Raw genomic sequence first — 16,583 nt, forward strand, 5'->3', positions numbered from 1 at the left:
TCGTTACTCGCGACCCGCCGACGTGAGGGACATGTCGGGGTACCGGGCGCCCGCGACCTTGTCCGCGATCGGCTCCAGGGCGGCGAGCTCGTCCGCCGTCAGGGTGATGCGGGTGGCGGCCGTGTTCTCCTCCAGGCGGGAGCGGCGGCGCGTGCCCGGGATCGGAACGACCGTCAGGCCGTGCACCTGCGCCTGCTGCTGCACCCAGGCCAGGGCCACCTGGCCCAGGGTGATGCCGCGCTGCTGCGCGATCCGCCGCACCGGCTCCAGCAGCGCCGCGTTCGCCGCCGCGTTGTCGCCCGTGAAGCGGGGCTGGGTGCGGCGCCAGTCGTCGCTCGACAGCTCGTTGTCCGCGTTGACGAACGCGCCGGTCAGGAAGCCGCGCCCGAGCGGGGAGTAGGGCACGAGGGCGACGCCCAGCTCCCGCGCCGCCGGCACCACCTGCGCCTCGATGTCGCGGCTGAACAGCGACCACTCCGACTGGAGTGCGGCGATCGGGTGCACGGCCTGCGCTGCACGCAGCTCGCCGCCGGTGACCTCGCTGAGGCCCAGGTGCTTGACCTTGCCCTCGGCCACGAGCTCGGCCATGGCGCCGACCGTCTCCTCGATGGGGACGTTCACGTCGCGGCGGTGCATGTAGTAGAGGTCGATCTCGTCGACGCCGAGCCGGCTCAGGCTGTCCTCGACGGCCTGCCGGATGTACGGGCGGTCGTTGCGGACCGTCCGGCCCTCCGGGTGCTCCGGGTCGGCCGCGATGGCGAACTTGGTGGCCAGGACCACCTGGTCGCGGTGGGCCCGGACGAAGGGCGCGATGAACTTCTCGTTCTCGCCGTCGGCGTAGATGTCGGCCGTGTCATAGAGGGTGACGCCCAGTTCGAGCGCCCGCTCCAGCGTCGCCCGGGCCTCGCCCTCGTCGGTCGTCGGCCCGTAGGCGAAGCTCATGCCCATGCAGCCGAGGCCCTGCACGCCCACCTCGGGCCCGCCGGTGCCGAGCGCCGCGGTCGCGATCTCGTCGTTGCTGTCGGTCATCGGTGCGTCAGGCCCCTTCTGCGGCCTCGGCCCGTCGCCGGGCGTCGGAGTAGATGTCAATCTTGTAATCCAGCACTTCCAGGGTGCTCCGCAGCTCCGCGATGCGCTTGCGGACGTCCTCGCGGTGCGCGGCCAGCAGCTCTTCCCGCTCCGCCATCGTGTGCGCGCCCTCGCGGACGAGCCGCGCGTAGCGGACCATGTCCGCCACCGGCATGCCGGTCAGCCGCAGCCGTCCCACCAGGTCCAGCCAGTCCAGGTCCCGGTCGGTGTAGCGGCGCTGGCCGGTGTGCGAGCGGTCCACGTGCGGCATCAGCCCGATCCGCTCGTACCAGCGCAGCGTGTGGACCGACAGCCCCGTGCAGCCCGCCACTTCGCTGATCGTGTAGCGGTCGCGCCCCACCGGGCGTCCGTGCCGCTGCTGTTCGAGCACGGCGCACACACTGGCCGGCGGTGTCGTGGTCCCTACGGGCGCACTGTCCAAGACGGTCATGGAGCCTTCCCCCTGTTCGCGGGCGTTCGCAGTCGTTGCCCTTGCGATGACCACAACGCTAGAGAGCTGGAGCGCACTCCAGGCAAGCGAAGACTTGGGGGAATCTTGGCCGGGCCGGGCGGGCGGCGGCCCCGGGATAGGCTCGGATCATGGAGAGCCTGCGGATGATCGAGAACTGGCCGGTGGACACCGCTGCGGCGGCGGTCGTACGGGCCGACGGCACGACGGTGGGCGCGCACGGGCCGGCCGGGCATCGTTTCCCGCTGGCCTCCGTCACCAAACCGCTCGCCGCCTACGCCGCGCTCGTCGCCGTCGAGGAGGGCGCGGTCGAGCTGGACGAGCCGGCCGGGCCCGCGGGTTCGACGGTCCGCCACCTCCTCGCCCACACCTCCGGGCTGGCCTTCGACGAGCACCGGGCGATGGCCGAGCCGGGCACGCGGCGGCTCTACTCCAACGCCGGCTTCGAGGTCCTCGGCGACCACATCGCCAAGGCCACGGACATTCCCTTCGCGGAATACCTGCGCGAGGCGGTCCTGGAGCCGCTCGGCATGACGGCGACGGACCTTCCGGGCTCGCCCGCCAAGGACGGCGTCTCGACCGTCTCGGACCTGGCGCGGTTCGCCGCGGAGCTCCAGGCGCCGCGGCTGCTCTCGCCGGAGACCGTGGCCGAGGCGACGTCGGTGGCCTTCCCCGGCCTCACCGGGATCCTGCCCGGCTACGGGCACCAGCGACCCAACGACTGGGGCCTCGGCTTCGAGATCCGCGACGGCAAGTCCCCCCACTGGACGGGCGCGTCGTCCTCGCCCCGTACGTACGGCCACTTCGGGCAGTCGGGGACGTTCCTGTGGGTCGACCCGGCGGCGGGCGCGGCGTGCGTCGCCCTGACGGACCGGGCGTTCGGACCGTGGGCGATCGAGGTGTGGCCGGCGCTCACGGACGCGGTGCTGGCGGAGCTGGCGTAACCGCTGCCGCGCGGTGTCTTCGAATGCCGGACGGGCTGAGAAAATTCAGCCCGTCCGGCGTTTGAGGACCAGGGTCCGGGGCGGAGCCCCGGGAGCCTCAGCCGAAGTGCGGCTCCGCGTGCATCTCCCAGGCCAGCAGCTCCGCGTCGGAGCCGACCGCCTCGGCTTCGGCCTCGGAGGCATCCATCAGCCGGGCCGCGTCCCCGGCCTCCAGCAGGAGCTCCCCGTCCAGCCGGACGGACCCCCGGACCACGTGCACGTACACCCACGGCGCCCCCGGCAGGGAACCCCGTTCCCCGGCCGGCAGCCGCCGCACGTGCAGCACCGCCTCCACCCCCGGCAAGCCGTAGGACACGTCGTCGCCGACGCCGCGCACGACCTCGTACGACGGCTCGCCCCCGTACTCCGAGGGGGTCAGCCACATCTGCACGAAGCGCAGCGGCACCGCGCCCTCGTTGCGCTCCGAGTGCCGGACCCCGGCGCCCGCGCTGAGCCGCTGCACGTCGCCGGGGCGTACGACCTCGACGTGCCCCGCGGAGTCCTCGTGGGTGAGCTCGCCCTCGATCACCCAGGTGACGAGCTCGACGTCGCGGTGCGGGTGCTCCGCGAATCCCGCGCCGGGCGCGAGCCGCTCCTCGTTGCAGGCCGCCAGCGGCCCGAACCGCACGTTGTCGGGGTCGTAGAAGCCGGAGAAGGAGAAGGCGTGCCGGGTCTCGATCCCGGCGTCCGGGTCCCCGCCGCGGAAGCGTTCACCGGCTCGCTGGACGGACCGCTGTACGTGCGTCATCGGGCTACGGTAGCCCGGCGACCCCGCACCGGACCCGAATAAGGCAGGCTTGTCCCCGTGCCTGAACCCGCCGCTAACACCCCGCATCCGCACAGCGCCACCCTCCGCCGCCTGGAGAAGTCCTCCGGCACCCTGGCCGCCGCCGCCATCGCCCGGATGGACGCCCAGCTGCCGTGGTACCGGGCGATGCCCCCGGAGAACCGCTCGTGGATCGGCCTGGTCGCCCAGGCCGGCATCGCGGCCTTCACCGAGTGGTTCCGGCATCCGGAGACGCCGCAGGCCATCAGCACGGACGTGTTCGGGACGGCCCCGCGCGAGCTGACGCGGGCGATCACCCTGCGCCAGACGGTGGAGATGGTCCGCACGACCATCGAGGTCATGGAGTCGGCGATCGACGAGGTGGCGGCGCCCGGCGACGAGGGCGTGCTGCGGGAGGCCCTGCTGGTCTACGCCCGCGAGATCGCGTTCGCGACCGCGCAGGTCTACGCGCAGGCCGCCGAGGCGCGCGGCGCGTGGGACGCCCGGCTGGAGTCGCTGGTGGTCAACGCGGTGCTGTCGGGCGAGGCGGACGAGGGGGCCCTGTCGCGGGCCGCGGCCCTGGGCTGGAGCGCCCCGGCGAACGTCAGCGTGGTGCTGGGCACCGCCCCGAACGGGGACAGCGAGCTGACGGTGGAGGCGATCCGGCGGGCGGCGCGGCACGCGAAGGTGCAGGTGCTCACCGGTGTTCTCGGCGACCGGCTGGTGGTGATCGCGGGCGGCTCCGACCAGCCGTTGCAGACGGCCAAGGCGCTGATCGGGCCGTTCGCGGCGGGCCCGGTGGTGGCCGGCCCGGTGGTGCCGGACCTGCTGTCGGCGACGCGCTCGGCGCAGGCGGCCGCGGCCGGCCTGAAGGCCTGCGCGGCCTGGCCGGACGCCCCCCGCCCGGTCCTTGCGGATGATCTTCTGCCGGAGCGGGCGATGGCGGGTGACACCACGGCCCGTGATCAGCTGGTGGAGGAGATCTACAGACCGCTACAGGAAGCGGGCTCGGCCCTGCTGGAGACGCTGAGTGTCTACCTGGAGCAGGCGAGTAGCTTGGAAGGGGCGGCACGGATGCTGTTCGTTCACCCCAACACCGTGAGATACCGCCTCCGACGTGTGACGGACGTCACCGGCTGGTCACCCTCCGATGTCCGGTCGGCGTTCACGCTGCGAATCGCGCTCATCCTGGGGCGTCTGGCCGACACGGAGACGGCCCTTTAGCCTTTTGTCGAACGTCAACAATTCCCCTGACGGTTCTTGGTCCCCATCCCCACGGGTGGCCGGAGCCGTCCACGAGAGAGAGTGTGAGGGTGCTCGTACTCGTCGCTCCCGGCCAGGGCGCTCAGACGCCCGGCTTCCTGACCCCCTGGCTCGACCTCCCCGGTGTCGAAGACCGGCTCCGTGAGTGGTCGGCCGCCATCGGCCTGGACCTCGTCCACTACGGCACGAACGCCGACGCGGACGAGATCCGCGACACCGCCGTCGCCCAGCCGCTGCTCGTGGCGTCGGCGCTGGTCTCCGCCCGGCAGCTGTTCCCGGCGGCCGAGGACTTCACCCGTCTGGTGGGCGCGGCCGCGGGCCACAGTGTGGGCGAGCTCGCAGCCGCCGCGCTGACCGGTGTGCTGCCGGAGCTGTCGGCGATGGAGCTGGTCCGCAAGCGCGGCCTGGCCATGGCCGAGGCCGCGGCGATCACCGAGACCGGCATGGCCGCCCTCCTCGGCGGCGACCCCGAGGTCGTCGTGCCGCACCTGGAGAAGCTCGGCCTGACCCCCGCGAACGTCAACGGCGCGGGCCAGATCGTGGCCGCCGGCACCGCCGAGCAGCTCGCCGCGCTGGCCGAGGACAAGCCCGAGGGCACCCGCAAGGTCGTGGCGCTGAAGGTCGCGGGAGCGTTCCACACGCACCACATGGCCCCCGCCGTGTCGGCCCTGGAGGCCGCCGTGCAGGAGCTGTCCCCCGCCGAGCCGCACACCCGCTACGTCTCGAACAAGGACGGCGGCGTCGTGACCTCCGGCGCGGAGGTCGTGCGGCGGCTGGTCGGCCAGGTGGCCAACCCGGTCCGCTGGGACCTGTGCATGGAGACGTTCAAGGAGCTCGGCGTGACGGCTCTGCTCGAAGTGGCCCCCGGCGGTACGCTCACCGGCCTGGCCAAGCGCGCGCTGCCCGGCGTGAAGGCCTTGGCCCTGAAGTCGCCGGCCGACCTCGACGCGGCCCGTGAGCTGATCGCCGAGTACGCCGCACCCGCCGGGTCCCCGGCCGAATAAGGAGCCTCAGAGCATGACCGCGAAGATCAAGCCGAGCAAGGGTGCCCCGTACGCGCGCATCCTCGGCGTGGGCGGCTACCGCCCCACCCGGGTGGTGCCGAACGAGGAGATCCTTAAGTACATCGACTCCTCGGACGAGTGGATCCGCTCCCGCTCCGGCATCGCGACCCGGCACTGGGCCGGCCCGGAGGAGACGGTCTCCGCGATGTCGGTCGAGGCGTCCGGCAAGGCCATCGCCGCCGCGGGCATCACCCCCGAGCAGATCGGCGCCGTGATCGTCTCGACGGTCTCGCACTTCCACCAGACCCCGGCGATCGCCACCGAGATCGCGCACCGGATCGGCGCGGGCAAGCCGGCCGCGTTCGACATCTCGGCGGGCTGCGCGGGCTTCGGCTACGGCCTGACGCTCGCCAAGGGCCTGGTCGTCGAGGGCTCCGCGGAGTACGTACTCGTGATCGGCGTCGAGCGGCTGTCGGACCTCACCGACCTGGAGGACCGCGCGACGGCCTTCCTGTTCGGCGACGGTGCGGGCGCCGTGGTCGTCGGCCCCTCCGCCGAGCCGGCCATCGGCCCGGCGGTGTGGGGCTCCGAGGGCGACAAGTCGCACACCATCAAGCAGACCCTGGGCTGGGACACCTACCGCACCACCCCGGTCCCCGGCGGAAACGGTCCGGAGGCCCGCACGCCCCTGGACGAGATCCGCTACCCGGCCATCACGCAGGAGGGCCAGGCGGTGTTCCGCTGGGCCGTCTTCGAGATGGCCAAGGTCGCCCAGCAGGCGCTGGACGACGCCGGGGTCAGCGCGGAGGACCTGGACGTCTTCATCCCGCACCAGGCCAACATGCGGATCATCGACTCGATGGTCAAGACCCTCAAGTTGCCGGAGAGCGTCACGGTCGCCCGTGACGTGGAGACCACGGGCAACACGTCCGCGGCCTCCATTCCGCTGGCCATGGAGCGGCTCCTGGCCACCGGCGCCGCGAAGAGCGGGGACACCGCGCTCGTCATCGGTTTCGGGGCGGGTCTCGTCTACGCCGCCACGGTCGTTACCCTCCCCTAGGCGAGATCGTCGCGATCCGGCCTCACCGCCGGGCCGCGCAGAGCTCACCGCACCAGCAGTTCCTTATCACGCAGGTTCCACCGCACAAATAGAAGGAGCGCCACATGGCCGCCACCCAGGAAGAGATCCTCAAGGGCCTCGCCGACATCGTCAACGAGATCGCCGGCATCCCGGTCGAGGACGTCAAGCTCGACAAGTCCTTCACCGACGACCTGGACGTCGACTCGCTGTCCATGGTCGAGGTCGTCGTGGCCGCCGAGGAGCGCTTCGACGTCAAGATCCCCGACGAGGACGTCAAGAACCTCAAGACCGTCGGCGACGCCGCGGACTACATCCTGAAGCACCAGGCCTGACCTGAGCGTTCGTCGCCACCCCGGCGGTGGCGGTTTCACCAGCACCTCTACACGTGGAGACAATTCCTGTGAGCTCGACCAATCGCACCGTGGTCGTCACCGGTATCGGCGCAACCACACCGCTGGGTGGCGACAGCGCGACGACCTGGGAGGCTCTGCTCGCCGGCCGGTCCGGCGTCAAGCCCCTCGAGGGTGAGCGCTACGCCGACCTTTCGGTCCGGATCGCCGCCACCGCCGCGGTCGACCCCGAAGACGTCCTGCCCCGCCCGCTCGCCCGCAAGCTGGACCGCTCGGCGCAGTTCGCGCTGATCGCGGCCCGTGAGGCGTGGGCCGACGCGGGCTACACCGCCAAGGCCGGCGAGGACTCCGCCATCGCCCCCGAGCGCCTCGGCACCGTCATCGCCTCCGGCATCGGCGGCGTGACCACCCTGCTCGACCAGTACGACGTGCTCAAGGAGAAGGGCGTCCGCCGCGTCTCCCCGCACACCGTGCCCATGCTGATGCCGAACAGCCCCTCGGCCAACGTCGGCCTGGAGGTGAACGCCCAGGCGGGCGTGCACACCCCGGTCAGCGCGTGCGCCTCCGGCGCCGAGGCCATCGGCTACGCCGTCGAGATGATCCGCACCGGCCGCGCCGACGTGGTCGTCGCCGGCGGCACCGAGGCGGCGATCCACCCGCTGCCCATCACCGCCTTCGCCAACATGATGGCGATGTCCAAGAACAACGAGGAGCCCCAGAAGGCCTCCCGCCCGTACGACAAGGCCCGCGACGGCTTCGTCCTCGGCGAGGGCGCCGGCGTCGTGATCCTGGAGTCGGCCGAGCACGCCGCCCGGCGCGGCGCGCGGGTCTACTGCGAGGTCCTGGGCCAGGGCCTGTCCGCGGACAGCCACCACATCGCCCAGCCCGAGCCGACCGGCCGCGGCATCGCCGCCGCGCTCCAGAGCCTGCTCGACAACACCGATCTCAAGCCGTCCGAGGTCGTGCACCTCAACGCGCACGCCACGTCCACCCCGCAGGGTGACGCGGCCGAGATCAAGGCCCTGCGCAAGGTCCTCGGCGACGACCTCGACCACGTCGCGGTCTCCGCGACGAAGTCGATGACCGGCCACCTCCTGGGCGGCGCGGGCGGCATCGAGACGGTCATGACCGTCCTCGCCCTGCACACCCGCACGGCCCCGCCGACCATCAACGTCGACGACCTGGACGAGGACATCGACGCGGACATCGTCCGCGACGAGCCGCGCGCCCTGCCCGCCGAGGGCACGATCGCCGCGATCAACAACTCGTTCGGCTTCGGCGGCCACAACGTGGTTCTGGCCCTGCGCTCGGTCTGACCGCACCGCCTCACGGCATACGGCCCGCCCCGGGAGATCCCGGGGCGGGCCGTTTCGTTGGTCAGGCGTCCCGTACGGGCCACGCCGGGCCCCCGGGGCCATGCGCCCACACGCATTCGCCGCCGGCCCCCACGGTCACCCCGAGGTCGGTGAGTGCAGGGGCCCCGGCATCCCGCCACGCCGCCACGGCCAGAACCGCCTCGTCCACCAGGCGACGCGGCCCCCACTGCCGCACCCGCCCGTCCGGCTTCCACGCCGCCCAGGAAGCAGCGTCGCGGGCTTCGAACCACCACGTGGTCCCGCCGAAGACGATGCGGATGCCGGGCACCAGGGCATGGAGGAGGAATTCGGCGCCCAGCTCGCTCCTCACCGGCGACAGGTCCGCGTCGGTCCGGGACTTCTCGGCATCGGCGAGCTGAGCCTTGATGACGGCGCGTATGTCGGGCGCTTCGCCACCACGCCGGCCGCGCAGCGCCATGAACGCGACGGCGTCGACGACCGGCCCCGACGCGCTCTTGCCGTCGTCGGCGACGGCAAGGCGGAGCAGGGCCAGCCCCCTGTACGGAGTGACGATGATTCCGCCGGGGACCGTCTGCGCGATCCAGGCCGGAGGAACGCGCGTGGCGGAGGCGGTGGACAAGACGCGGTCGTACGGCGCGCCCTCGGGCCATCCCAGCTCGCCGTCGCCGACGGCTGCCCGCACCTGGCCGTATCCGGAGGCGTCGAGGTTCCGGCGGGCGGTGCCGGCCAGCTGCCGGTCCGTCTCGATGGTCAGGATCTTGTGGGCCCGGGTGCGCTCGGCCATCAGGGCCGAGTCGTAGCCGGTGCCCGTACCGATGTGCAGGACCGTGTGACCCGGGTGCAGATCGAGATGCGCCAGCTGAGCGGCGACGACCCGCAGCGCCGAGATGGACGAGGTGAAGCGGCCCCGGGCGGGCCCTTCGGAGGGCGTGCGGTGGTCGTCCATCTGCGTGATCAGCGGCCGCCGGAGCTCGTAGACGGCCGCCTGCCACGCGTCAGGATCCTGCTCGCGGTCAAGAACGGGGAACAGACCGTCGCTGCCGGGCTCGGGCAGCCACACCCGGCCGGGTACGAACCGGGTACGGTCCACCGCGAGGAAGGCACGGGCCAACCATGACGGACCGTGCTCGGCCAACTCGCCGGCGCAAGCCTGCCGGGGGTCGGCGGAGGCGGGCGTCGCGGTCACTTGACGCCTCCGGGTCGGCCGTCGCCCGCGTACGGCCCGTCGAGGTCGCCGGCTTTGCCGAAGTCCTGGTCCACGTCGTATTCGCGGTCGTCCAGGCCCATGTCGTCATCGTCGTTCTCGTCGTCCTTACGTCCCATGACGCCTCCTCGGGGTTACGGCCGGGGGGTCAGTGTGGCCGTTTCAGTGCGAGCCGGAAAGGACACGGGCGCGTACGCCCGCTGTCCGTCCCGGGGGCCTCCCGGGACGGGCCGTAGGCGTGATGTCTTCAGGCGCCAGGGAGGGGCAGCCGGGCCCAGACGCGGGTGCCCTCGGTGGTGGGGCCGCTCTGGCTGATGCCCCAGTCGCCGCCGCATTCGTGGATGACGGCGGCGAGGAGCAGCAGCGCGCGCTTGCGGTAGGCGGTGCAGCGGGCGGCGTCGCGGGGGTCGGAGTGTGCGTGGTGGGCGTCCCAGTTGACGATGCGGAGTGCGCTGTCGCACCAGCGGATCGAGTGATAGAGGTCCTGTCCGGGTGCGAACTGGGTGGCGCAGGCGACGAGTTCTCCGGCTGCGGAGAGGGCGGTTTCTTCGATCGCGGTGAGTCCGTGGGCGCGCAGGACGCTGCGGGTGGTGGTCCGTACGACGGTGGCGGAGAGGGGGTCGCCGGGGACGGTGAAGCTGTAGGAGAGCGCGGAGGGGTCGGAGGAGCGGGGCTTGTAGGCGGGGCGCTGGGTGGTGGCGAGGGTGGAGGGGTTGGCGGGGGTGGGGGTGATGAGGGGGCAGAGGGTGTCGGTGTCGGTGGAGGGCATGCGGCGGCTCCCAGAGATGAGTGAGAGGTGTGGATCCGCAGTGCGGCACGCCTGACCGGTGGCCTGTCTCCCTGACGCGGACACGCCCCTCCCAGGGCAGGAGGACGCGGGCATGCTCGCGCGATGCGCTTCCGGCTGGCGCCGTTGCGTGTGCGGTGCGGCACCGAAGCTAGTGCGGCTGAGGGCTATTTAGCCACCGGAAGGGCAAATTTGCCCTCGATCGATGGATGGCGTCCTCGCTGAAGCGGCAGACTGCTGCCCACCACAGACGCGAAGGGGATCCATGGCCGCCAGAAGAACACCCACCGAACGCCAGCGGCGCCTCGGCTCCGAGCTCCACAAGATGCGCGTCGCAGCCGGCGTCAGTGCCGAGTCCGTGGCGTCGCTCCTGGGCGTCGATCGCGGCAAGATCTCCAATATGGAACGCGGGCTCCGCCCCATCAGCCCGGACCGGCTACGTAGTTGGGCCTGTCACTGCGATCGCTCCGACGAGGCATACATCGCCGCACTGACCAAGATGGCCCAGCCGGACGGCCCTGGATGGTGGGAACGATACCGAGGGGTGCTCCCCGGAGGCCTCCTCGACATTGCCGAACTGGAGGACCAAGCCGTACGGCTGCGGACGGGACACACCGTGCACATCCCGGGGCTGCTGCAAACCGTTGACCATGCGCGCGCGATCTTCGGGGCAGCCGTACCGCCCTTGCCCAAGCGTGAATTCGAGCTCCGGATGGTGCACCGGATGGAGCGTCAGAGGGTACTTACCCGAGAGGACCCGCCGGAGTACCACTGCGTCATTCACGAGGCAGCGCTCCGCATGCAGTTCGGCGGCGCAACGGTGGCGCGAGCCCAACTGGAGCACCTGATCCACATGTCGGAGCTCAGCCATCTCACGGTGCGCGTACTGCCCGTTTCCAGCGGCACCTTCCCGGGCTCGGGGCAGACCCTGGTGTACGCCGAGGCACCCGTGCCGGAACTCGACACGGTGCAGGTCGACTGCACACACGGCCCGGAATTCCTCTATGGCGAAGCGCAGCTGTCCAAGTACCGTGATCAGTTGGACTGCATGGAGCAGCTCGCCTTGGATCCCGAAGCGTCACGTCGGTTCATCCACGACATCGCTAGACAATCTTGAGGAACACCCCCATGCCCGATATCACCTGGGAAGACCCGTACTGCGCCGAGGCCAGCGCCTGCTTTCGGATAGGCACCGACTCCTCCGGAAACGCCTACATCGCCGTCAGCGGCGCTGAAGAGCAATACGTCACCGACACCCACGATGCCTTGCGCGCACTGATCCGCGACATCAAGGCCGGCAAGGCCGATCACCTGCTCTGACCGTGGCCGACTGCCGCTGTCCGGGAGGGCTGCCCTGCGCACAGACGGCGTAGGCGTAGCTCGCGTGAAAGCTCAGTGGTGCCCGTACGGACGGGGGCGTTACCCCCACGAACTGCATCCGGCTTCTGAAGGGAGGCGACCATGTCGCACATCTGCTGGGAAGACCCCTTCTGTGGCGAGGGAGCGAATTGCTTCCGTGTGGGCACTGACGCCGCCGGCAACGCCTACATAGCCGTATCCGGCGCCGAGGACCATTACGTCACCGACTCCCGCGACGCCTTGCGCGCCCTGATCCGTGACATCAAGGCGGGCAAGGCCGATCACCTGCTCTGACCGGTGGCCGGACTACTGGCCCGGGCCGATCCACATCACGTCCGGGCGGTCGTTGTTCGCGCCGGTCTCCACCTGGAGTTCCTTCGCGCCGTCCGGGCGGACCGAGTACGTGAACGTGGTCTCCGCGCGCTTGCCGGGCAGCAGCTTGCCCGTGAACGGCTTCGTCGCACCGCGGCCGTCGAAGATCTCCGCGGCCCTCTTGCCGGTGGCGTCGCGCACGTACGGGACGTGGGCGAGGAGGTCGATCGGCTCCTTGCCGTCGTTGGCGATGGTGACCTTGAACCGGAGCGCCAGGTCCCCGTCCTCGTGGCCGAACGCGATCCGGTCCAGCTCGTACGGCTCGGGCTTGTCCACCGTCACCGTGACGCCGTCCTTGTACGTGTGCGTCTCGCCGAACTTCAGCGGCTTCGGTGCCGCGGAGGTCGATGCCGAAGGCTCCGGCGCCGCGGCCGCCGGCGGGCGGTCCTCGTAAAGGTCGTCGTTCTCCTCGTCGGCCTTGTCGATGACGAAGAGGGTGAACAGGAGGCCGCCGACGGCCATGAGCAGGGCCGCCCCGCCCAGGATCGTGCCGGTCAGGGCCATGCCCTTGTTCGTGGCCTGTCCCCTGCGGACGAGGACCAGGCCGACGATGCCCAGGCCCAGGGCGACCAGGGCGAGCGGGCCCGAGAGGAAGAAGAGGAACGGGACGAGCCCGATGACCGCACCGCAGATGCCGACGATCATCGCCGCCGTGCCCATGCCGTTGCGGGGCTGCGCGGGCGGGTGGGGCGGGTAGTACGCCCCGGGATGGCCGTGGGGGTGGCCGTGGGGATACCCGGGCATGGTCATGCGTGCGTCGTCCTTCGGAAGCCGGATGGGGTGATGAATCCCCGGGATGAATCATCGGGATGAATCATCGGGATGAATCACCCTATCCAGCACTTGATCAGGCCTTTACACCGCATCGAAGGACGCGTAGTACGACGCCGCCATGTCCTCCTCCCCGTGCCCCTGCTCCGTGGCGCGGCGGAAGCGTTCCGCGCCTGCTGCCGCCACGTCCATCCGTACGCCCGCCTGCTGCCCCGCCGCGACGATCAGGCGGGCGTCCTTCTCGGCCGTGGCGGTGGTGAAGCTGGGGGTGAGGTCGCCGCCCAGGAGCAGGGCGGCCTTGGCGCGCAGGTAGCCCATGTCCAGGGGGCCGCCGGCGACGGCGTCCAGGAAGCCGGCCGGGTCGACGCCGAGGCCTTCGGCCAGCGCCAGCGCTTCGGCGGTGCCGTGGGTGACGGCCAGCACCCAGCTGTTGATGACGAGCTTGAGGCGGGTGGCCGTGCCGCTCGCGGCGTCGTCGCCGAGCCGCACCGTCCGGCTGCCGATGGCGGCGAAGACGGGCTCCAGGGCCTTCCACGCCGCCTCCGGCCCGGCGGCCAGCACGGTCAGCTTGCCGTCCTCCGCGGGCTGCTTGCTGCCGAGGACGGGCGCGTCGACGAGGGTGAGGCCGTGCTCGTGGGCGAAGACGGCGAGGCCGTCGAAGCCCTCCAGGCCGACGGTGCCCGCCTGGGCCCAGATCGTGCCGGGCTCCAGCGCGGGCGCGGCGGCGCGCATCGCGTCGAGGGTGGCCGGGCCGTCGCGGAGCATGGTCAGGACGATGCCGGCGCCGCGGACGGCGTCGGCGGGGGTGTCCGCGACGCGCACGCCGTCGGCCGCGAGGGGCTCGGCCTTCTCCCGGCTGCGGTTCCAGGCGGTGACGGAGAGGCCCGCGCGGGCGAGGTTGCGGGCCATGGCGGCGCCCATGATGCCGGTGCCGAGGACGGTGACGGTGACGGTGGCAGTGCCGGACGGCGGCGTACGCGTTTCGGTCATGCCCCGACGCTAGGGGCTGGAGCCCGCTCCAGGGCAAGTGCGCACGCCCTGTCCGGCGCGCCCGTTCGGACGACCGCGCCCGTTCAGACGACCTGGTGCAGCCAGCGGACCGGGGCGCCCTCGCCCGCGTACCGGAAGGGCTCCAGCTCGTCGTCCCACGGCTTGCCCAGGAGCTTGGCGACCTCCGCCTCCAGCTCCGTCTCGCCGCGGGCGGCGCGGGCGAGGGCGGCGCGCAGCCGGTCCTCGGGGACGAGGATGTCGCCGTGGATGCCGGTGACGGCGTGGAAGATGCCCAGGTCAGGGGTGGAGCTGTAGCGCTCGCCCTCCGCCGTGGCGCACGGCTCGGCGGTCACTTCGAAGCGCAGGAGGTGCCAGCCGCGCAGCGCGGAGGCGAGCTTGGAGGCGGTGCCGACCTGTCCCTGCCAGGAGAATTCGGCACGCCAGGTGCCGGGCGAGGCGGGCTGCCGGATCCAGTCGAGGGTGACCCGCACGCCGAGCACGCCCGCGACTGCCCATTCGACGTGCGGGCACAGCGCGCGCGGCGCGGAGTGCACGTACAGAACTCCACGTGTCGTCACCGGGACCTCCAGTGCGGTTCGAGGTTCGCCTTCCCCAGCGGCCTCGCACCCGTACCGGTCCCGCCCGGGACAGCATGAGACATTCTGCCCCAATGGCCACTCCCGCACCAGCTCGCGAGGTTACCAACAGTAAACACCATCGGGAGCATTTCTCCTGAAAGGGACAGGATGTGACGTGTCGTATTTCAGTTGTGCCGGAAGTGCAAAGCCGCCCCGGGGCACGGCACGACCGCCCCGGGGAAAAGCTACCGTGCGAACGGACCCCCGCGGTGACGTACCGTCGGACCCGAACAGATATCACCCGGCCGGAGGGGAAAAGCGATGCACCGCAGCACGGGACGGAAGGCGCGCGGGGCCGCCAGGGCCGCCGTCGCGGCGGCCACCGCCTTCTCGGCCGCCCTCCTGGTCACGGGATGCGACTCCGGCAAGGAGGACGCCTCCGCCGGAAAGCCGAGCGCCCGGCCGGCCGCCGCTCCCGCGTGGAATACCCACCCCGCGTCGATCGCCTCACTGGGTGACTCCATTACCCGCGGATTCGACGCCTGCGCGATCCTCAAGGACTGCCCGGAGGTCTCCTGGGCCACCGGCACCAAGGTCGACAGCCTCGCCCGCCGACTGCTGGCCACGCCGACGACCAGCAGCTGGAATTACGCGCGGACCGGCGCGCGGATGACCGACCTCCCGGGCCAGATGCAGTCCGCCGTCGCGCAGAAACCGCAGCTGGTGACGGTGCTCCTGGGCGCCAATGACGCCTGCCGCGACAATGTGGCCGACATGACCCCGGTGAGCGCGTTCCGCAGCGACTTCGAGTCCTCGGTGAAAGAGCTGCGCACGGCGCTCCCGAAGTCCCAGCTCTACGTGGCCGGCGTGCCCGACCTGCAACGCCTGTGGTCGCAGGGGCGCACGAACAGCTACGCCAAGACCGTCTGGAACCTGGGCATCTGCCCCTCGATGCTCAAGGACGCCCAGTCCGCCGACCCGGCGGCTGAGCAGCGGCGCGCCCAGGTCGTGAAGCGGGTCGGCGAGTACAACGCGGTCCTGAAGGACGTGTGCCGCCGGGACGCGCTGTGCCGCTTCGACGGGTCGGTGTCCGCGTACGCGTTCACGGGCGAGGCGCTGAGCAAGTGGGACTGGTTCCATCCGAGCACGCAGGGCCAGGGCGAGCTCGCGGCGCTGGCCTACCGGACCGTCACGGCCGAGAAGCACCCGTCTTAAGCCCTTCTCAGAGACGGGGCATTGGTGGGGCGGGGCCTGTCAGGTGGCCCCGCCCCGGTCAGACACGGGCCGTGCGGGCTGCGCGCGGCGCGAACGTACGTACCCTCGCTCCGGACATCCGGCACCGCGCACACGCACCCGGAGGCGTTCCGTGCCTGCCGACCAGCACGGTATCCGATGAACACACCTTACTCATAAGCAAGTTCACCCCCACGCGGGTCAACTTCCGTACGACAGGGGTGACGGCGGGGGTGATGAGAGGGGTGACATCGGGGCGCGGGCTGCCACGCGAACGTCGGACAAGCTTTACCTATCGTCATCCCGGAGGGGCCCCGGAGGCCGCCCGCGGCCCGTGGCCGACCGGTACGGTCTGGCCATGACGGAAATCGACCCGCGGACCACCGCCCTCGTCCTCATCGACCTGATGGAGCGCATGGTCGCGCTCCCCCTCGCTCCGCGCAGCGGGGACGAAGTGGTCCGTACGGCGGAGGAGTTGGCGCGGGCGTTCCGGAAGTCGGGCGGCACGGTGGTCGTGGTGCGCACGGAGCGGCCCGGGCCGGCGGAGCAGCCGCCCGGGAGCGGGCTGCTCGCGGGGGTCGCCGAGGAGGGCGACACCGAGGTGGTGAAGCGGTCGCCGGGCGCGTTCCACGGCACGGACCTGGACGCGCGGCTGCGGGAGCGGGGGGTGCGCACGCTCGTCCTCGGCGGGATCTCCACCAACCTGGGCGTGGAGTCGACGGCCCGGGCGGCCGCCGACCACGGCTACGGGCTGGTCTTCGTGGAGGACGCGATGAGCGCGCTGACGGCGGAGGAGCACCGGGGTTCGGTGACGCTGAACATGCCGCGTCTGGGCACGGTGATGCGGGCGGCGGACCTGCGGTTCCCCGCGTGAGGAGCCGACCCGCGCCCATCGGCGGAGGCTCGCCGGGCGTGGTGTGCAACCGGTCGGCTACGGGTGACCGGTGGCTGGTCGCGCAGTTCCCCGC

Annotated in this window: 20 protein-coding genes; 11 read left to right on the top strand and 9 right to left on the bottom strand. The window is 71.6% G+C overall.

The features are described from left to right. Positions 1-3 precede the first annotated feature (3 nt). Complete coding sequence (locus D7231_RS09270; RefSeq protein ID WP_120754454.1) at positions 4-1,029, bottom strand: aldo/keto reductase; 1,026 nt, start codon at positions 1,027-1,029, stop codon at positions 4-6. 7 nt (positions 1,030-1,036) lie between these two features. Then, positions 1,037-1,519, bottom strand: a complete 483-nt coding sequence (locus D7231_RS09275) for a MerR family transcriptional regulator (RefSeq protein WP_194961734.1) — start codon at positions 1,517-1,519, stop codon at positions 1,037-1,039. A gap of 149 nt (positions 1,520-1,668) precedes the next feature. Here D7231_RS09275 and D7231_RS09280 point away from each other — a divergent pair, with 149 nt between their 5' ends. After that, on the top strand, positions 1,669-2,481 hold the full coding sequence (locus D7231_RS09280) for a serine hydrolase domain-containing protein (RefSeq protein WP_120754456.1): 813 nt from the start codon (positions 1,669-1,671) through the stop codon (positions 2,479-2,481). A gap of 97 nt (positions 2,482-2,578) precedes the next feature. On the opposite strand, the gene D7231_RS09285 is transcribed toward D7231_RS09280, so the two are convergent. After that, complete coding sequence (locus D7231_RS09285; protein ID WP_120754457.1) at positions 2,579-3,268, bottom strand: pirin family protein; 690 nt, start codon at positions 3,266-3,268, stop codon at positions 2,579-2,581. Between the two features lie 57 nt (positions 3,269-3,325). Between D7231_RS09285 and D7231_RS09290 the strand changes: the two genes are divergently transcribed. The 5 genes from D7231_RS09290 to fabF all read left to right on the top strand — a co-directional run bounded on the left by D7231_RS09290 (position 3,326) and on the right by fabF (position 8,300). Beyond that, on the top strand, positions 3,326-4,510 hold the full coding sequence (locus tag D7231_RS09290; protein WP_120754458.1) for a PucR family transcriptional regulator: 1,185 nt from the start codon (positions 3,326-3,328) through the stop codon (positions 4,508-4,510). An 89-nt stretch (positions 4,511-4,599) separates the two neighbouring features. Continuing rightward, positions 4,600-5,553, top strand: coding sequence for an ACP S-malonyltransferase (locus D7231_RS09295; protein WP_120754459.1), 954 nt, complete (start codon positions 4,600-4,602; stop codon positions 5,551-5,553). A gap of 13 nt (positions 5,554-5,566) precedes the next feature. Continuing rightward, positions 5,567-6,613, top strand: a complete 1,047-nt coding sequence (locus tag D7231_RS09300; protein ID WP_120754460.1) for a ketoacyl-ACP synthase III — start codon at positions 5,567-5,569, stop codon at positions 6,611-6,613. A 104-nt stretch (positions 6,614-6,717) separates the two neighbouring features. Beyond that, positions 6,718-6,966 (top strand): acyl carrier protein, encoded by a 249-nt coding sequence (locus D7231_RS09305; RefSeq protein WP_120754461.1) that lies wholly within the window; start codon positions 6,718-6,720, stop codon positions 6,964-6,966. Positions 6,967-7,034: 68 nt separating this feature from the next. Further along, positions 7,035-8,300, top strand: coding sequence for a beta-ketoacyl-ACP synthase II (gene fabF, locus D7231_RS09310; protein WP_120754462.1), 1,266 nt, complete (start codon positions 7,035-7,037; stop codon positions 8,298-8,300). Positions 8,301-8,361: 61 nt separating this feature from the next. On the opposite strand, the gene D7231_RS09315 is transcribed toward fabF, so the two are convergent. The 3 genes from D7231_RS09315 to D7231_RS09320 all read right to left on the bottom strand — a co-directional run bounded on the left by D7231_RS09315 (position 8,362) and on the right by D7231_RS09320 (position 10,294). Further along, positions 8,362-9,507, bottom strand: a complete 1,146-nt coding sequence (locus D7231_RS09315) for a methyltransferase domain-containing protein (protein WP_120754463.1) — start codon at positions 9,505-9,507, stop codon at positions 8,362-8,364. After that, entirely contained in the window at positions 9,504-9,644 is a 141-nt protein-coding gene (locus tag D7231_RS36450; RefSeq protein WP_158673728.1) for a hypothetical protein, read from the bottom strand. Before D7231_RS36450 ends, D7231_RS09315 begins: the two co-directional genes overlap by 4 nt. Before the next feature lie 128 nt (positions 9,645-9,772). Further along, positions 9,773-10,294 (bottom strand): ATP-binding protein, encoded by a 522-nt coding sequence (locus D7231_RS09320; protein WP_120754464.1) that lies wholly within the window; start codon positions 10,292-10,294, stop codon positions 9,773-9,775. Positions 10,295-10,577: 283 nt separating this feature from the next. On the opposite strand from D7231_RS09320, the gene D7231_RS09325 reads away from it, so the two are divergent. The 3 genes from D7231_RS09325 (at position 10,578) to D7231_RS09335 (ending at position 11,965) form a co-directional block, all read left to right on the top strand. Continuing rightward, on the top strand, positions 10,578-11,429 hold the full coding sequence (locus D7231_RS09325) for a helix-turn-helix domain-containing protein (RefSeq protein ID WP_120754465.1): 852 nt from the start codon (positions 10,578-10,580) through the stop codon (positions 11,427-11,429). An 11-nt stretch (positions 11,430-11,440) separates the two neighbouring features. Beyond that, complete coding sequence (locus D7231_RS09330; protein WP_120754466.1) at positions 11,441-11,632, top strand: hypothetical protein; 192 nt, start codon at positions 11,441-11,443, stop codon at positions 11,630-11,632. 141 nt (positions 11,633-11,773) lie between these two features. Then, positions 11,774-11,965: a hypothetical protein gene (locus tag D7231_RS09335; protein ID WP_120754467.1), complete on the top strand. Its 192-nt coding sequence runs from the start codon at positions 11,774-11,776 to the stop codon at positions 11,963-11,965. A gap of 12 nt (positions 11,966-11,977) precedes the next feature. Here the strand turns inward: D7231_RS09335 and D7231_RS09340 are convergent, their stop codons facing one another. From D7231_RS09340 to D7231_RS09350, 3 genes are all read right to left on the bottom strand, one after another. After that, positions 11,978-12,793 (bottom strand): DUF4190 domain-containing protein, encoded by an 816-nt coding sequence (locus D7231_RS09340; RefSeq protein ID WP_120754468.1) that lies wholly within the window; start codon positions 12,791-12,793, stop codon positions 11,978-11,980. A 105-nt stretch (positions 12,794-12,898) separates the two neighbouring features. Continuing rightward, complete coding sequence (locus D7231_RS09345; protein ID WP_120754469.1) at positions 12,899-13,804, bottom strand: NAD(P)-dependent oxidoreductase; 906 nt, start codon at positions 13,802-13,804, stop codon at positions 12,899-12,901. Positions 13,805-13,887: 83 nt separating this feature from the next. Next, the gene (locus tag D7231_RS09350; protein ID WP_058044575.1) at positions 13,888-14,382 is read right to left on the bottom strand and encodes a DUF3145 domain-containing protein; all 495 of its coding nucleotides are present in this window, start codon (positions 14,380-14,382) and stop codon (positions 13,888-13,890) included. Between the two features lie 321 nt (positions 14,383-14,703). On the opposite strand from D7231_RS09350, the gene D7231_RS09355 reads away from it, so the two are divergent. Both D7231_RS09355 and D7231_RS09360 read left to right on the top strand, forming a co-directional pair. Further along, the gene (locus D7231_RS09355) at positions 14,704-15,597 is read left to right on the top strand and encodes an SGNH/GDSL hydrolase family protein (protein ID WP_120754470.1); all 894 of its coding nucleotides are present in this window, start codon (positions 14,704-14,706) and stop codon (positions 15,595-15,597) included. A 376-nt stretch (positions 15,598-15,973) separates the two neighbouring features. Then, positions 15,974-16,489, top strand: coding sequence for an isochorismatase family protein (locus tag D7231_RS09360; protein ID WP_120754622.1), 516 nt, complete (start codon positions 15,974-15,976; stop codon positions 16,487-16,489). Positions 16,490-16,583: the final 94 nt, after the last annotated feature.

The sequence above is a fragment of the Streptomyces klenkii genome, assembly GCF_003626645.1.
GTDB lineage: Bacteria > Actinomycetota > Actinomycetes > Streptomycetales > Streptomycetaceae > Streptomyces > Streptomyces klenkii.

Excerpts from the sequence above, each read along its gene's own strand:
- D7231_RS09325 (WP_120754465.1), top strand. The coding sequence starts at position 10,578 with ATGGCCGCCAGAAGAACACCCACCGAACGCCAGCGGCGCCTCGGCTCC.
- D7231_RS36450 (WP_158673728.1), bottom strand. The coding sequence starts at position 9,644 with ATGGGACGTAAGGACGACGAGAACGACGATGACGACATGGGCCTGGAC.
- D7231_RS09300 (WP_120754460.1), top strand. The coding sequence starts at position 5,567 with ATGACCGCGAAGATCAAGCCGAGCAAGGGTGCCCCGTACGCGCGCATC.
- D7231_RS09335 (WP_120754467.1), top strand. The coding sequence starts at position 11,774 with ATGTCGCACATCTGCTGGGAAGACCCCTTCTGTGGCGAGGGAGCGAAT.
- D7231_RS09345 (WP_120754469.1), bottom strand. The coding sequence starts at position 13,804 with ATGACCGAAACGCGTACGCCGCCGTCCGGCACTGCCACCGTCACCGTC.
- D7231_RS09320 (WP_120754464.1), bottom strand. The coding sequence starts at position 10,294 with ATGCCCTCCACCGACACCGACACCCTCTGCCCCCTCATCACCCCCACC.
- D7231_RS09355 (WP_120754470.1), top strand. The coding sequence starts at position 14,704 with ATGCACCGCAGCACGGGACGGAAGGCGCGCGGGGCCGCCAGGGCCGCC.
- D7231_RS09340 (WP_120754468.1), bottom strand. The coding sequence starts at position 12,793 with ATGACCATGCCCGGGTATCCCCACGGCCACCCCCACGGCCATCCCGGG.
- D7231_RS09275 (WP_194961734.1), bottom strand. The coding sequence starts at position 1,519 with ATGACCGTCTTGGACAGTGCGCCCGTAGGGACCACGACACCGCCGGCC.
- D7231_RS09285 (WP_120754457.1), bottom strand. The coding sequence starts at position 3,268 with ATGACGCACGTACAGCGGTCCGTCCAGCGAGCCGGTGAACGCTTCCGC.
- D7231_RS09270 (WP_120754454.1), bottom strand. The coding sequence starts at position 1,029 with ATGACCGACAGCAACGACGAGATCGCGACCGCGGCGCTCGGCACCGGC.
- D7231_RS09360 (WP_120754622.1), top strand. The coding sequence starts at position 15,974 with ATGACGGAAATCGACCCGCGGACCACCGCCCTCGTCCTCATCGACCTG.
- D7231_RS09305 (WP_120754461.1), top strand. The coding sequence starts at position 6,718 with ATGGCCGCCACCCAGGAAGAGATCCTCAAGGGCCTCGCCGACATCGTC.
- D7231_RS09330 (WP_120754466.1), top strand. The coding sequence starts at position 11,441 with ATGCCCGATATCACCTGGGAAGACCCGTACTGCGCCGAGGCCAGCGCC.
- D7231_RS09280 (WP_120754456.1), top strand. The coding sequence starts at position 1,669 with ATGGAGAGCCTGCGGATGATCGAGAACTGGCCGGTGGACACCGCTGCG.